The sequence below is a fragment of the Cellulophaga omnivescoria genome, from assembly GCF_001999725.1.
GTDB classification, from domain to species: Bacteria; Bacteroidota; Bacteroidia; order Flavobacteriales; family Flavobacteriaceae; genus Cellulophaga; species Cellulophaga omnivescoria.
The window spans coordinates 90,011-104,847 of sequence record NZ_MDDP01000015.1; the positions used below are offsets into that span (position 1 = coordinate 90,011).

Annotated in this window: 11 protein-coding genes and 3 tRNA genes; 6 read left to right on the plus strand and 8 right to left on the minus strand. The window is 29.0% G+C overall.

All coding sequences use genetic code 11. The annotated features are described in order from the left end of the window. The first annotated feature begins 86 nt into the window (after window positions 1-86). On the plus strand, window positions 87-884 hold the full coding sequence (locus tag BFJ87_RS08995; RefSeq protein ID WP_075695386.1) for a hypothetical protein: 798 nt from the start codon (window positions 87-89) through the stop codon (window positions 882-884). 350 nt (window positions 885-1,234) lie between these two features. On the opposite strand, the gene BFJ87_RS09000 is transcribed toward BFJ87_RS08995, so the two are convergent. Further along, window positions 1,235-4,015, minus strand: coding sequence for a substrate-binding domain-containing protein (locus BFJ87_RS09000; RefSeq protein ID WP_077403077.1), 2,781 nt, complete (start codon window positions 4,013-4,015; stop codon window positions 1,235-1,237). 262 nt (window positions 4,016-4,277) lie between these two features. Beyond that, a tRNA-Arg gene (locus tag BFJ87_RS09005) sits at window positions 4,278-4,351 on the minus strand. Between the two features lie 372 nt (window positions 4,352-4,723). On the opposite strand from BFJ87_RS09005, the gene BFJ87_RS09010 reads away from it, so the two are divergent. The 3 genes from BFJ87_RS09010 to BFJ87_RS09020 all read left to right on the plus strand — a co-directional run bounded on the left by BFJ87_RS09010 (window position 4,724) and on the right by BFJ87_RS09020 (window position 6,695). Beyond that, window positions 4,724-4,812: transfer RNA gene (locus BFJ87_RS09010), tRNA-Ser, on the plus strand. Between the two features lie 69 nt (window positions 4,813-4,881). Beyond that, window positions 4,882-4,956, plus strand: a tRNA-Pro gene (locus BFJ87_RS09015). Between the two features lie 215 nt (window positions 4,957-5,171). Beyond that, entirely contained in the window at window positions 5,172-6,695 is a 1,524-nt protein-coding gene (locus BFJ87_RS09020) for a GH3 family acyl-acid amido synthetase (protein WP_077403080.1), read from the plus strand. Window positions 6,696-6,712: 17 nt separating this feature from the next. Here BFJ87_RS09020 and BFJ87_RS09025 read toward each other — a convergent pair whose 3' ends face one another. Further along, a complete protein-coding gene (locus BFJ87_RS09025; RefSeq protein ID WP_077403082.1) occupies window positions 6,713-7,318 on the minus strand; it encodes a hypothetical protein in 606 nt (201 codons plus the stop codon). 21 nt (window positions 7,319-7,339) lie between these two features. Further along, window positions 7,340-8,761, minus strand: coding sequence for a cardiolipin synthase (gene cls, locus BFJ87_RS09030; RefSeq protein ID WP_077403085.1), 1,422 nt, complete (start codon window positions 8,759-8,761; stop codon window positions 7,340-7,342). Between the two features lie 247 nt (window positions 8,762-9,008). Here cls and BFJ87_RS09035 point away from each other — a divergent pair, with 247 nt between their 5' ends. Further along, entirely contained in the window at window positions 9,009-9,500 is a 492-nt protein-coding gene (locus tag BFJ87_RS09035) for a Dps family protein (protein WP_077403088.1), read from the plus strand. A gap of 188 nt (window positions 9,501-9,688) precedes the next feature. Here the strand turns inward: BFJ87_RS09035 and BFJ87_RS09040 are convergent, their stop codons facing one another. The 3 genes from BFJ87_RS09040 to BFJ87_RS16880 are packed head-to-tail and all read right to left on the minus strand — an operon-like array spanning window position 9,689 to window position 11,087. After that, the gene (locus tag BFJ87_RS09040) at window positions 9,689-10,720 is read right to left on the minus strand and encodes a helix-turn-helix domain-containing protein (protein ID WP_077403091.1); all 1,032 of its coding nucleotides are present in this window, start codon (window positions 10,718-10,720) and stop codon (window positions 9,689-9,691) included. A 27-nt stretch (window positions 10,721-10,747) separates the two neighbouring features. Beyond that, window positions 10,748-10,894 (minus strand): lmo0937 family membrane protein, encoded by a 147-nt coding sequence (locus BFJ87_RS16795; RefSeq protein ID WP_139344228.1) that lies wholly within the window; start codon window positions 10,892-10,894, stop codon window positions 10,748-10,750. A gap of 52 nt (window positions 10,895-10,946) precedes the next feature. Beyond that, window positions 10,947-11,087 carry a hypothetical protein gene (locus BFJ87_RS16880; protein ID WP_171974492.1) on the minus strand — a complete coding sequence of 47 codons (141 nt, stop codon included), beginning with the start codon at window positions 11,085-11,087 and terminating at the stop codon, window positions 10,947-10,949. 222 nt (window positions 11,088-11,309) lie between these two features. Between BFJ87_RS16880 and BFJ87_RS09045 the strand changes: the two genes are divergently transcribed. Further along, window positions 11,310-12,107, plus strand: a complete 798-nt coding sequence (locus tag BFJ87_RS09045; RefSeq protein ID WP_077403094.1) for a TerC family protein — start codon at window positions 11,310-11,312, stop codon at window positions 12,105-12,107. Window positions 12,108-12,109: 2 nt separating this feature from the next. Here the strand turns inward: BFJ87_RS09045 and BFJ87_RS09050 are convergent, their stop codons facing one another. After that, a complete protein-coding gene (locus BFJ87_RS09050) occupies window positions 12,110-14,689 on the minus strand; it encodes an ATP-binding protein (RefSeq protein WP_077403097.1) in 2,580 nt (859 codons plus the stop codon). Window positions 14,690-14,837: the final 148 nt, after the last annotated feature.

Consider the following 14,837-nt stretch of genomic DNA (forward strand, 5'->3'; position numbering starts at 1 on the left):
CATATTTAAAATTCCTTTTAAATTAAATTAAGGTTAAGAAGAAAATTTAAAAATATTTCTTTTGTATATTATAGAAAAAGTGAAGAATGAAAAAGGTATTACAAATTACAAACGGTATAGCTTTTATATCTACTGTATTTATAAACTACTTGTCTAATACAGGTAAAATGAACGGTACAACTATAGGGGAGGTTTCTAGAGGTTTAAAAACTTTATTTACACCCGCGGGTTATGCGTTTTCTATATGGGGATTGATTTATTTTTTGGTATTTGGTTTTGTTATTTATCAAGGCAGAAGTCTATTTACAAAAGTACGTAACAATGATTTTGTATTAAAAATAGGCTGGTGGTTTGTAGTATCTTGTTTAGCCAATTGCTGCTGGATAGTATGCTGGATTTATGGATACACAGGTTTATCTTGTATATGTATAATTGTACTATTATTATCACTACTAAAAATTGTTTTTAATAATAAAATGGAACTTTGGGATGCACCAATTTCTGTAATTGTTTTTTTATGGTGGCCTTTTGTAATTTACACTGGCTGGATAACTGTTGCTAGTATTGCTAACATATCTGCATATTTAGTAAAAATTAATTGGAACGGTTTTGGCGTAGCTCCTTTAATATGGACCATTGTAATGATTGTAGTGGCAGTTATAGTTAATTTAATTGTAACCTGGACCCGTAATATGCGAGAATTTGGGCTTGTTGGTGCCTGGGCACTTATAGCAATTGCAGTAGCTAATAAAGGAGTAGAGGAGGTATTAGTTTATACAGCTTATATAGGAGCCGCATTAATTATATTTAGCAGTAGTATGCACGCATTTAAAAACCGAAAAACAGCACCCTTTGTAAAGCTAAAAGAGTATTTTAATAAATAAATGCGTTGGGTTTAAACCAAAAAACCTTGCTATTAAAATAATAAGCAAGGTTTATCTGTTGGGGAACAGAACACTATCAATATTAGTAAACAAACAAATACTATACCAGCTTTTTGTGTGTCTATAAAAATTTTTTAAAATAATGGGTAACAAAAATACTTAGTGTAGGCTACACTGTACTTATAATTTAGATATTTTAAGTTTAGTTATGCACCATAAAGATTACAACACTACTATTATCTTTGTTTTATGTGTTTTTGAGTACATTCTACTAAATATTAAAAATGTTTTAATTGTTTATTGGTAACATTTTTAAATTTATAATGTTTCAAAATATAACAATAGCCTTATTAGTGTTTATTACTAGTTGCGCTATTGTCTAAATTATTTCTGTACTCTTTGGGTGTTTTATTAAACTTAGCTTTAAAATTTGTAGAAAAATAATTTGGAGAGGAAAATCCAACAGCGTATGCTATTTGCGAAATGGACATATTAGAGTTTTTAAGCAAATTTTTAGCTTTAGTTAATCTAAAATTTAAAATGTAATCACTTATACTTATGCCAATTATAGCTTTAGTTTTTCTGTATAATTGTACTCTAGATATATTTAGAGTTTCTGCCATACTTTCTACAGAAAAGTCAGAGTTGTCTATATTTTCTTCAACAATAGAATTCATTTTTAAAATAAATTCCTGGTCAGTTACATCAAATTTTTCGTGAGGGTTTATTTTATGAATGTTGTTTAGATAGTAATACCTGAGCTTTTCTCTATTGTATAGTAATGATTTTATAGATTGAGATAATACTGGAAAGCTAAATGGTTTTGTAAGGTATGAGTCTGCACCACATTTTAACCCTTTAACGTAAGATTCATTATTATCTAAAGCAGTTAGCATAATAATTGGTATGTGTGATGTTCTTAAATCATTTTTTAAAACTTCACAAATTACAAATCCATCTTTGTCTGGTAAATTTACATCGCATATTATTATATCAGGTATAATATCTAATGCTTTTTCTATACCATCTATACCATTAGATAAGTGTACCTTATATGTTTCTATAAGTTTATTTTTAAGTATTTTTATAAGTTCATCATTATCCTCAATAATTAATACGTCGTACTTGTTTTCATTATTATTTACTATGGTTTGCTTGTATATGTTTTCTTCAATTTCCTCTGTTAAAATAATTTCTTGGTTGGTGTAAATACTTGGTTCTATTATAACTTCATTTGGCAGTAAATGTTTTTTGTCTTTATAAATTTTAAGGGTAAAAATTGTGTTTTGCTCACTGCTAACAGTTATTTCTCCTTTGTGCAGTTCTACAAATTGTTTTGTAAGGTGCAAACCAATACCAGAGCTTGCTTTATTGTTATTACTTCCAACCTCAAAGGGTTTAAAAATATTTTCTAGATCATCACTAGGAATACCAATTCCACTATCTTTAAAAGATATATTAATAAAGTTTTTGTTTTTATAATCGTCAATAGAGATAACAATCTCTCCATTATCTGGTGTAAACTTTAATGCATTAGATAAAAGATTAAAGTATACTTTATCCATTAAATTTCTATCTATATAAATTTCTAAGTCTTTATTATTTGTTTTTAGATCAAAAACAATATCTCTATTTTTTGCTTCAATTTTAAAATCATTAATTATTTTGGTAGAAAATTGAAAAATGTTGGTTTTAGAAGCTTTTAAGGTCAATTTTTTCTCATCTGTTTTTCTAAAATCTAAAAGCTGATTTATTAGGCGTAGCAAACGTTTAGAGTTGTTGGAGATTAGAGTTACTTCGGTGGTTAAGTTATTTTTAGTAAAATTGTTTTTTTCGGTAATAGATTCTATGGCAGATAATATAAGAGTTATTGGGGTTTTAAATTCATGAGACAGACCAGTAAAAAAGTTAGCCTTAGCTTCATTACTTAATTCTGCTTCTTTTGCAATTTCTTTAATCTCTAAAGATTGTCTTATAATTTTTGCATTGTATAGCTCTAAATCGTGCTTCTTTTTTCTAATATTAATGCCAGAATAGATGCTAAACGCCCCCAATAATATACTAAGTACAAATAGGGCAAAAAGTATTTTTAGCATATTGCCTTGTGATGCATAGGTTTCTTCTTGTTCTTTAATTTTGTTTTGTTGCGCAAGTAAACTCTCTTGATGTTGATTTATTTTATCAAACTGATGTTTCATTATATCAGCATTTCTGCTATCTATAACAGTAGTTTCTAGTATGTTGTTTTTATTAATTTTTTTTCCATCAATAATATCAATAGCATATGTAATAGCTTCATTTCCTCCAGTGGGGTAATAAACAGTAGCTTTTAGTATGCCATCTTTTACATACTGTATACCACCGTTAGGTCCGTTTAAACCATCTACACCAATAATATTTACTTTTTGTTCTAAATTGTGGTGTTTTAAAATTTCCCAAGCACCAAGCGCCATACGGTCGTTATGGCAAAAAATAAAATCTATACTGTTATTGTTATTTAAAAAGTTATTTAGAGGTTCTTTAATAGAGCTCGCTTCCCAATTACCTTGTATAGTATGTGTTATTTGTAAATTAGGTATAGTTTTAAGAGTAGAAATAAACCCTAAGTGGCGTTCTGCAGCAGGCGATGAACCTTCTAGGCCTTTTATTTCTAGTATCTTTTTATCTTCATTGGAGCTTAAACTAGCTATGTAATTTGCAGCATTTACACCTACTTGATAGTTATCACCTCCTATATACGAAGTGTAATTTGGTCCGTCTATTTTGCGGTCTACAATTAAAACAGGAATATCTTGTTGTAATGCTTTGTTAACTAAAGGAGTAATTGGTTTAGATTGTACGGGAGATATTATTAATACATCTACTTTTTCATCAATAAATTGGTTTATATCTTCTATTTGTTTTTTTACATCATCATTACCATCTAAAATTTTTAGTTCTATTTCTGGATAAAAGTCTGCTTGTAGTTGCATAGACTTGTTCATAGATTTTCTCCATTGGTCATTAACACCAGTTTGCGAAAAGCCAATAATTGTTTTCTTTTCTTTTTTTGTTGAATTACAGCTGCATAGACTAAGTAAAGTTGTTATAACAAGTAAAAAGCCAAGTTTAGAAAATTTAAAATACCGCATTACTTTAATTTTTATTAGTTGCCCAAAGGCTATAAAATTCTTTGGTTAACTATATAAGTATAATTAAGTAAGAAAATTAACTGTATAATTAATTTATTATGTGTTTACACATTAAACTTTTACGTCTTAAAATTAAACAAATAATAAATAATTATTACTAAAAATGTAAGAATTAAACAATTATGTTTGTTTTTAGGGGAAGAGGTACATTTAAATATATATTGAAAACAAAAAAGCCCTCAGTAAAACTGAAGGCTTTTTGTGATCGCGAAAGGATTCGAACCTTTGACCGTCTGCTTAGAAGGCAGATGCTCTATCCAGCTGAGCTACGCGACCATTGAAATGACAAATGTTTTTGTCTTTCGGGCTGCAAATATACAATAATCTATTTTTAATATGCAAGTTAATTTTACATTTATTTTTACTTTTTTTATTTTTAGTAAAATGAAGATAAATTGAAAGTATTATACTAAATAAGAGTTACCATTTTCTTGTAATTAAACCATAAAATTATGCTTAATGTTTGCTAATTAAATGTAAAGTGGAATTAATGTAAAAAAAGTTTTTTTGAAATGTTCTTAAAATGAATAGGTTACAAAAAAGATTGAAAAAAAAGATAAAAAAAGTTTAAAATAGCTTGGTAGCTACGCTTAATCGTTATATATTTGCACTCGCAATTGAAAACTGCACAAGTTCATTAAAGATTTTGGAGAGGTGCCTGAGTGGCCGAAAGGAGCGGTTTGCTAAATCGTCGTAGGTGGAAACATTTACCCAGGGTTCGAATCCCTGTCTCTCCGCAAGAGCTGCCAAAGCATATTGCGAGGGCAGAAAATTTCTCTAAGTATTGAAAGTATTAGATAACCTATCGGGGTGTAGCGTAGCCCGGTTATCGCGCCGCGTTTGGGACGCGGAGGTCGCAGGTTCGAATCCTGCCACCCCGACAAATGAGTAGAAAGACTCATAATAAATTAAACCAGTAATTTTTATTACTGGTTTTTTTATGCTTAATTTTTAGAGAAACATACTCCTTTTAGGGTTAATAATAATTTTAATAGGGTTAAGTTGTTTTTTGAAATTAGTAGATTTTTGGGTTGTTAGTTGTGGTTTTTAATTTTTTACTGCAATACTAATAAATAACCTAAAAACACACTAATACATGGCTATAATTGGGAACATCATAAAAGGAATAATACACGCGTCTGATATTATTTCTGGAGAATACAATGCAGCAGAAGAACAACGTGCAGTACTTAAAAATTTACTGCGTACAGCAGAGCACACTAAGTTTGGTAAACATTATAGTTTTACAGGAATATTAAATTCTAATAATCTAGAGAAAACTTTTAGTGCTAAAGTTCCTTTTTCAGATTACAACCAAATAACTAATAATTGGTGGCAGCACGTACAAAATGGAGAAGAAAATATAACTTGGCCCAATAGTCCAGACTATTTTGCTCTTAGTTCTGGTACTACAGGTAAAACTAGTAAGCGTATACCAGTTACAGATGATATGGTTAAGGCCATAAGAAATGCAGGAATACAACAAGTTTTAGCACTTAAAAATTTTAATTTACCTGCAGATTTTTTTGAAAAAGAAATAATGATGCTTGGGAGTTCTACAGATTTAGAGGAACATAACAATGCATTAGAAGGTGAAATAAGTGGAATAAGTGCTAGTAATATACCGTTTTGGTTTCAAAACTATTACAAGCCAGGAAAACAAATTGCTAAAATTGATGATTGGGATAAACGCGTACAGCGTATAGCAGAAAAAGCATCAGATTGGGATATTGGAGCCTTAAGCGGAATACCATCATGGATAGAACTTATGCTACAAAAAGTAATAGAATATAATAATATAAAAAACATACACGAAATATGGCCTAATTTACAAGTATATACCTCTGGTGGTGTTGCTTTTGGTCCATATAAAAAAAGTTTTAATGCTCTTTTAGGTAAACCAATAACTGTAATAGATACCTATTTGGCATCAGAAGGTTTTATTGCTTTTCAGCAAAGACCAGAAACTGATGCTATGAAATTGGTAACGGATAACGGTATTTATTTTGAGTTTGTGCCTTTTAATCCAGATTATATTAAGCCTGATGGATCTCTAAAACAAAATGCACCAGCACTTACAATTTCGGAAGTAGAGTTAAATCAAGATTATGTTTTAATATTAAGTAGCGTAGCTGGCGCCTGGCGTTATATTATTGGAGATACTATAGAATTTACTGATATTGAACGGGCAGAAATAAAAATTACAGGTCGTACAAAATTCTTTTTAAATACTGTAGGTTCACAATTATCTGTAAATAAACTTAATGATGCTGTGCAACATTTAGAAAAACATTTTGATATAGAAATACAAGAATATACATTATGTGCAAATCGTATTAATGATGATTTTTACCACTGCTGGTACCTAGGTACTAATGCTAAACTTAGCAATAGTAAGTTAGCAAGTGAATTAGATGACTTTTTAATGAATGCAAATAAAAATTATAAGGTGGCAAGGTCTAAGGCATTGGAAGGGGTTAAAGTTACCACTGTTTTGCCTTCTGTATTTTATGAATGGAGTGGTAGTAATAAAAAGAAAGGCGGACAAGTAAAAATGGAGAGGGTTATGGGACAAGAGCGTTTTGCAGAATGGGAAGATTTTGTAATAGCAAATTCTTAAAAAATAAAAAGGAGCAATTATAATTGCTCCTTTTTTTCTTGTTGTTTAACTAGTTGCATAATTTCTTCCGGGGATAAGTAGTATTTTATAATCCTTGCCTTATAACTAGGTTCTATTTCAGCATTGTTTAATATAAAGTGTTTTGTTTTTAATATGTATGTTCCCATACCAGATGTTACGGCATAGGAGTCTGCAGCGCGTTCTGCTTCCTTTATATAATTGTCAGACAACGAATATTTTATGCCAAACCAAAGTAAATTAAAACTACTACGATTTTGATAATCTAAAATATGACCAAGTTCATGGCCTAGCCAACCAATAAGTATATCACTATCTACATCTGTAGTTTTAAATTCTTTTCCAGAAATTTTAAATTTTTTACTCATTAAAATAAGGTAACGTCTTTTTTTCTTAGATTTTAAAAGACTACCAAAAACTGGCTGCGCAAGCATTGTAGATTTTTTAATATTATCTTTAAATCTAAATTCAATTTCTGTGTTTTTTAGTTGTGGATAATAAGATAAGGCTGTAGTTGCTTCTTTTTCAATAATTTTAGGTATAATGTGTTGTGCATTTAAGTATTTTACACTCATAAATAATAGTATATAAATTATATTTTTCATTAATTTTTAATTGTTTTACTTTTATAATAATGGACTAAAAAATTTAGCAATACCTTCTAATAATTTTTTCCATAAGGCTCTGTTTTTAAAGGTTTCGTACTTTAAAATAGTATCTTCATTACATATAATATTAAATTTTTCTTGTATGCTTTTTGTTATTTTTTGATCGTATATCACGGCATTGGTTTCAAAATTGTGCTCAAAACTTCTATAATCAAAATTTCCAGAGCCTACAGATAGTATTTCACCATCTATTAATATCATTTTGCTATGAGAAAAATCTGGTCGTAAATAAATTTTTATTCCAACTTCTAAAAGTTCTTCTAACCTAGAGAACATACTGTACTTTGCCATTAAAGAATCGGATACTTTAGGAATTAATATAGTAATTGAAACTCCGCTTAATGCTGCAATTTTTAAAGCTTGTAGTACAGATGTACTTGGTATAAAATAAGGATTAGCTATGCAAATATTGTTTTCGGCAATATTTATCATTTGTATGTATTGTTGCATTATTGCAGGTTGTTTAGAGTCTGGACCTGCTGCTACAATTTGTGCTGTATGTTCCCCCTTTTTATCCGTATTAAAAATGTATTTTTTATGTAATAAAACCTCATCATTACTAGCAAAATAAAAGTCTTTAATAAATACTCTATGTAAACTGTTTACTATGGGCCCTTCCAGTTTTAAATGTATGTCTTTCCAAATTCCTACGTTAGAAATAGGTTTAATGTATTTGTCTGTTACATTAACACCTCCTGTAAAACCAACTTTACCATCAATTACAATAATTTTTCTGTGGTTTCTGTAGTTAAGTGTGTATAATAAATTGCCAAATTTTATTGGCATCATTGGAAACGCCTTTACACCAATACTTTTAAATTTTTTTATAGTTTTATTTTTAAAGGAATAGCTACCAAATGCATCATAAATTAAGCGTACTTCTACACCTTGGTTAATTTTGTCTTTTAAAATTGAATAAAAGCGCTCTGTTAAGTCACCTTTCGAAAAAATATAGTACTGTAAATGAATATACTTTTCTGCTTTTTGCATAGCATTAAAAATGCTATTAAAAGTTTGTTCCCCGTTATTAAGTACAGTTACTTTATTATTGTTGTATGCTTTTAATAAGGTGCTGCTTTCAATTAGTTTAGATAATTTTTGTTGTTTAGATGTTTTAAAAGTTACTGTGTTATCTAAGGCATGTAAGTTTTTGTATTTTTCATCAAATTGTTTCTTTTTTTCTTCTTGCTTGTCTCTAAAAAAATTAAACTTTCTTCGGTTTACACCAAACATATAATAGAGTAAGGCGCCAGCAAAAGGCAACAGAAGAACCGCTAAAAACCAACTTAATGATTTTGTAGGTCTGCTACCATGAAATATAATACTACTAATACTCCTTAGTGTTACCAAAGCGTACAATATCCATAAAAAAGTACTCATAGTTCTTTGTTTTATACCTACAATATAATCAACATGTTTTTGTTAACCGTTAAGTTATTTGTTTAGAGCTACAAAAGAATTTAATAACGTTAATTATAGGCTTTTTTTGGTAGTTAAGTAGTTTAATTGTAGTTATTTATGTAGTTGTTTTTTAGTCAAATTTTTAGAGGTAATTTATAATTTAATAACGTTAAAAAGGACTAATGCTTACTTGTATCTTTATACTATAATCTTAAAAAAAATAAAAATGGAAGCAACAGAAACAGCTATTGGAATAAAAAAAGACAACAGGAAAGCTGTAGTAAAAATGTTAAAACAATTATTGGCAGATGAGTATGTAATGTATACAAAATACAGAAACGCTCACTGGAATGTAGAAGGTTTAGATTTTCATAGCAAACACGTATTTTTTGAAGAAGAATATGGAAAACTAGAAAATACTATTGATGAAGTAGCAGAGCGTATACGTATGTTAGGTTTTTATTCACCAGGTAGTATGCAGCAATTTTTAGAATTGTCTGAGCTAAAAGAAAACGGTCCAGACCAAAATGACAGTGCTAGTTTTATGGAGGTTTTATTAGAAGATCACCAAACAATAATTAAATTTATTAGAGAGAGCATTGGAGAAAATGCTGAAGCACATAATGATGAAGGTACAGCAGATTTTATTACAGCAATATTACAAATGCATGAACAAATGGCTTGGATGCTACGTTCATCTTTAAAAACATTTAAATAATATAGTTATTTAATATAAAAGGCGGTAAGGTTTTAATCTTACCGCCTTTTTTATGTACTTGCTATAGTTTATAAGTTTTAATTATTATCTAATGCCTATATAACTGTATTTTTAAAATATTGGATCATTTTAAAACTAAAAACTCCGCTTAAAAAGCGGAGTTTTTAGTTTTATATATTTTTACAGTACTAAGCAGTAAGTGGTGTAGAAAATTGATTTTCTTGATAGTATTTTGGACTACAATTATACTTTTCTTTAAATATTTTAGAAAAATAACTTCTACTTGTTAAACCAACTGTATACACAATTTCAGAAATATTAAGGTCTGTAGTTTTTAGTAAATTCTCTGCTTTTTCTACTCTTGTATTTCTAATAAAATCAGACACGGTACGGTTGTGTAGCAGTTTAAAACCTTCTTGTAATTTTGCAGGAGACATACCAGATTTTTTACTTAAATATACCAGTGTATACTTAATTTCTGGATAATTTCTAATAAAATTAGATAATTCCTTAACAGTGTCCATTTCATTTCTTGTTAAAGAACCAAAATTTGTAGCGCCGTGTTTTTTATCTTGGTTGTGTTGCTCTATTTCTAACGCTAAAACAGTGTGTACAATTCCCTTTACTAATAGTTGTCTAACAATACCTTTTTGTTTAATAGCCTCTAATTGTTGCATTTTTTCTGCAATTTTAAGGTTGTAAGAACCTACATATGCAAATATTTCTTTTTCTTTAGAGGGCATAAATGTTTTTAATAGCTGGGTTTGTAACAAATCATCAGCCTCTTCATCAGCATTTTCGGTATAGGTATTTATACTAATATTAGAGAAAGTTACAGCTTGCCCTTTTCTAAAGTAAAAACAAGCGTCTTTACTAGGGTCACTAGCAAATATCCCTGTCTGAAACTGGTTTAATGATCTTTGTTTTCCATTTAAACCAAAACTGTGACTCATTTGTCCTTCTGCACAATATAAAAAGTAAATTGGGTTGGTAACTGGTGTGTTTCTTACTATAATAGTGTCTTGTGCAAACTTTAAATTATACTCTATAAAAGATATGTTTTTGTTTACAGATACACCTTTAATGTCTCCTGTAGCAAAATTATTATCTAATTCTAAAGAGTACTCTTTATGCGTATACTCTAAACTTCCGCCTAGATCTGCTTTAAATTGATTAAAGTCTTGTTCTATATTGTTTGTTTTAAGATTTATAACTTTCATAACGTTTCTTGTTTAGGAGATTCTTACTTATTTTTCTTGTAATACTTTTATAATAAAAAGTATTGTGGCTGCTACTAAAAAAATATGTGCTATGTAACCTAAAGCGTATATAAAAAAGGCAAGTGCCCAAATTATTATCAAAATTATTGCCAGTGGTAGTAATAGCTTTTTCATATTATTTTTAATGATTGTTTGTTTTTTATTAAATAGACTTTAAGAGTTACTCTTATTCCTTATTTAAATTTTTAAAACGATCAGTAGTTTTTTTAGTAGATTCTTGTTTGTTTTTTTTTGGACGCAATGATTCTTTAACCCAACTACGTCCAACTCTAGAGTTTGTAATGCACGCTTGTTTTATATGTATCATATTGTTATTGTTTTTTGTTTGATACAAAGTTGGTGAAGAGTGCGTCTTTTTTTGTTATATAATTTTTGTTTTATGTTATATAATTATTAGAAAAGCCCGGTTTTTGGACGTTAAGCCATTATTTATTGATGCTTTTAAGTAATATTGCTGCTTTTTGATACTATTTTTTATAATTTTATGGAGACATATTAAACTATAACATTACACTACAAACCATTACCTATGTTAGAAATTTTTTCTAGTGCAGATGCTTGGATAGCATTGCTTACTTTAACTTTTTTAGAAATTATATTGGGGATAGATAATATTGTATTTATATCTATAGCGGCAGGTAAACTACCAAAAGAACAGCAAAAAAAGGCCACTAATTTAGGATTGTTGTTGGCAATGCTTCAACGTATTATATTGTTATTAGGAGTATCTTTTTTAGTTGGACTAAAAAAACCGTTTTATACCATTAATACATCATGGCTAGAGGTTGGTATTAGCTGGCAAGGTTTAATATTATTTTTTGGTGGTCTTTTTTTGTTATACAAAAGTACATCTGAAATACATGAGAAAATAGATGAACCTGGTGAAGAGGAAGAAGAATTAATGGCGAAAAAAATTACCACACTACCAAAAGCTATTGTACAAATAGTACTTATAGATTTTATATTCTCTATAGATTCTATTTTAACTGCAGTGGGGATGACAAACGGTATTGGTACTCAGGAAAACCACTCTTTAATATTAATGATAATAGCAGTTGTAATATCTATTTGTGTAATGATGCTTTTTGCCAATACTATAAGAGAGTTTATAAGTAAACACCCATCTATGCAACTATTGGCATTATCTTTTTTAATATTAATAGGTTTTATGCTAATTACAGAAGCAGCTCACTTATCTGGTACCGTATTGTTTGGTAAAAGTATTGGCGCAATACCAAAAGGATATTTGTATTTTGCTATTGCATTTTCATTATTGGTAGAGTTTTTAAATATGAAACTAAAGAAAAACTCTGCCAAACGTAAATAATATTAAACTGGTAAATAGATACAAAATGTAGATCCTTCACCTTGTTTACTCTTAGCAGTTATATGCCCTCTATGGTTAACCACAATTTTTTTACAAATGGCTAAACCTATGCCAGTACCAGAGTACTGTTCTTTTTGGTGTAGACGTTCAAAAAGACCAAATATTTTTTTAGCATTTTCTTGATCAAAACCAATACCATTATCTTTTACAGTTATTTGGTAATAATTTTTTCTTCTTTTATCAAAAGTTTCTTTAATTTTTGTGCGCGGTATTTTTTTACAGTCTATTGCTATTGTTGGGCTTTCTGTAGTAGATTTGTATTTTATAGCGTTATTTACCAAATTATTAAATAACTGTTCCATTTGAAAAGGAATGGCTTTTACTGCAGGTAAGTTAGCAACAGTAATAGCAACACCAGATTCATTAACCAGTTCTTCTAAATCATCTAATACTTTATTTAATGTATTATTAAGCTCAACTTTTACAAAATCTTTTTTAGTTCTATTAATTCTAGAGTAAGCTAATAGGTATTTAATTAATGTTTGCATTCTGTTTGCAGAACTATCAATTTTACTAAAGTACATTTTTCCTCTGTCTGATAGTTTTTCTAATTCTCCCTCAGACAATCTAGAAATAAACATTTGTATTTTACGCATAGGTTCTTGCAAGTCATGGCTTGCTACACGATTAAAAGATTCTAGTTCTGCATTAGAACGCTTTAGCTCTTCATTTTTAGCCTTTAATTTTTCTTCGGTTTTTACACTATCTGTAATATCTTGTACAACACCAACAGAAGTGTTTCTGCCATCTTTAATAATGTTTTGGCCGTTTACATAAATATGTTTAATTGTACCAGATTTGGTAATTATACGGTATGTGTGTATGTTAGAGCTTCCTTTTTCTACCATCTCTTTGCCAAACTTGTCATACCTTTTTAAATCATCTGGGTGAACAAACCTACGGTAATTATCAAAAGTAACTTCAAAAGCATTTGGCTCATATCCTAAAATACGGTAAAAGTTATCAGATATTACCGCAGCACCAGTATCTAAATACCAAACATAACTACCAATATCTGCAACTTCTTCGGCATCTTTAAAAATAGAGTTTTGTATTTCAATCTCTGTATATAATGCGTTTAGTTTTTCTGCTCTTGTTTTTTCTAAGGTTATGTCTCTAGAAGTAACCGTTACACCATCATTTAATTTTATAGCTGTATCATGTAACCAAATCTCTTTACCGTTTCTGTTAATTTTAGTTTCATATTCTATTTGGCGAGACTCTTCAATACAGCTAACCATTTTTTCAAAAACTCCATTTTTAAAAATATTTGGATAAATTTCTGTAGCTCTTTTGTATTTTAGCTCAGACGGAATGTTGTTTTTAATTCCTTCATTTAAAGCATCATTTATAAATAAAATTTCAAAATCTATTATGTAACCCTTATCATTTCTAATAGATTTAAAATGTGTAACTATGTTAGATGTGCTTTTAAAAACATTACTTAAAAAAGCTCTATTGTCTAGCAATAATAAATTTTGAGCTTCTAGTTGGTCTTTGGTTACTGTTAAGTTTTTCTTTATAATATGTTCTTCTGTAATGTCACTAGCAGTTGCTAAAACACCTTTGTTAAGTTTTACAACATTTGTTTTAAATCTGTAATCTGTACCATTAAAGATATGGTTTCTTTTAAATTTTTGATTTTTGCCAGTTTCATAACAATCTACCAAAATCTCAAAAACGCCATTTTTAAACTGTATGGGTAATATGGCAGATAGCAATTTACCCTTCATCTCATTAACCTTTGTACCTAATACATTTTCTATATTGTGGTTTATATAGTCAATTTTAAAATCTATTATTTTATTAGCCTCATTTTTTACAGGTGTGTAATAACTAACTATGTTTTCGGTGTTTTTTAAAACGCTTTCCAAAAAAGCGGTGGTACGGTTGTTTTTTTTACGTTGCTTATTAATTTGCCAAAACGACACAAGAAAAATAACCAAAGCAGACATTCCTAAAAATAAAGTAGTTATAGGAGTTATAAGTCTAGAGGTAGAAAATTGCTCTTGTTGTTCTGCTAAATAATGTTCTGCATTGGCAAGCATAGTAGTTTTAATAGCTTCAATTTCATCCATTAAAACAGAAGCATTATGTAACAAAATAGCATCGTTTTTTTCTTCTAAGGTAGTATCTGTTTTATATGCATTTAATTGATCTAGCGCCTTGTAAAAAGAGTTTTGTATAGTGCTTAATTCTTGTAATTTTTTTTGCTGGTTTGGTTTGTCTTTAGTTAAAATTTTAAGCCTATTAAATGTAGTTAAAGCACTATCTTTTTGTCTGTTTAATAATATGGTATGGTTTACCTTGTCTTGAAGTTTATTTTTTAAAACCTGAGACTGCATCATTGCATATCTAGAAAAAAGGGTGTTTATTTCTGTTTCTACACGAAGAGTAAAAACAACCAATTCTGCAGTTTTTTCTTGTTCTCTAATTTGTTTGTAACTGTTACTTCCTAAAAAGGTTAATAACGCAATAGATAAAATTAGAAGTACAATAAATATTTTAGAAGATTTAACCACTTGCTATATTATTTTTAGTGTTTGGTTTGATAGACAAGCTAAAGTAAGAAAACAATTTTTTATACAACCTCCTTTAAGAGTTGCTTAATGTATAGAGTTAAAAATAAAACGGATAGAGCACATAAGAGAGTAAAAAATTTTGTGCTCT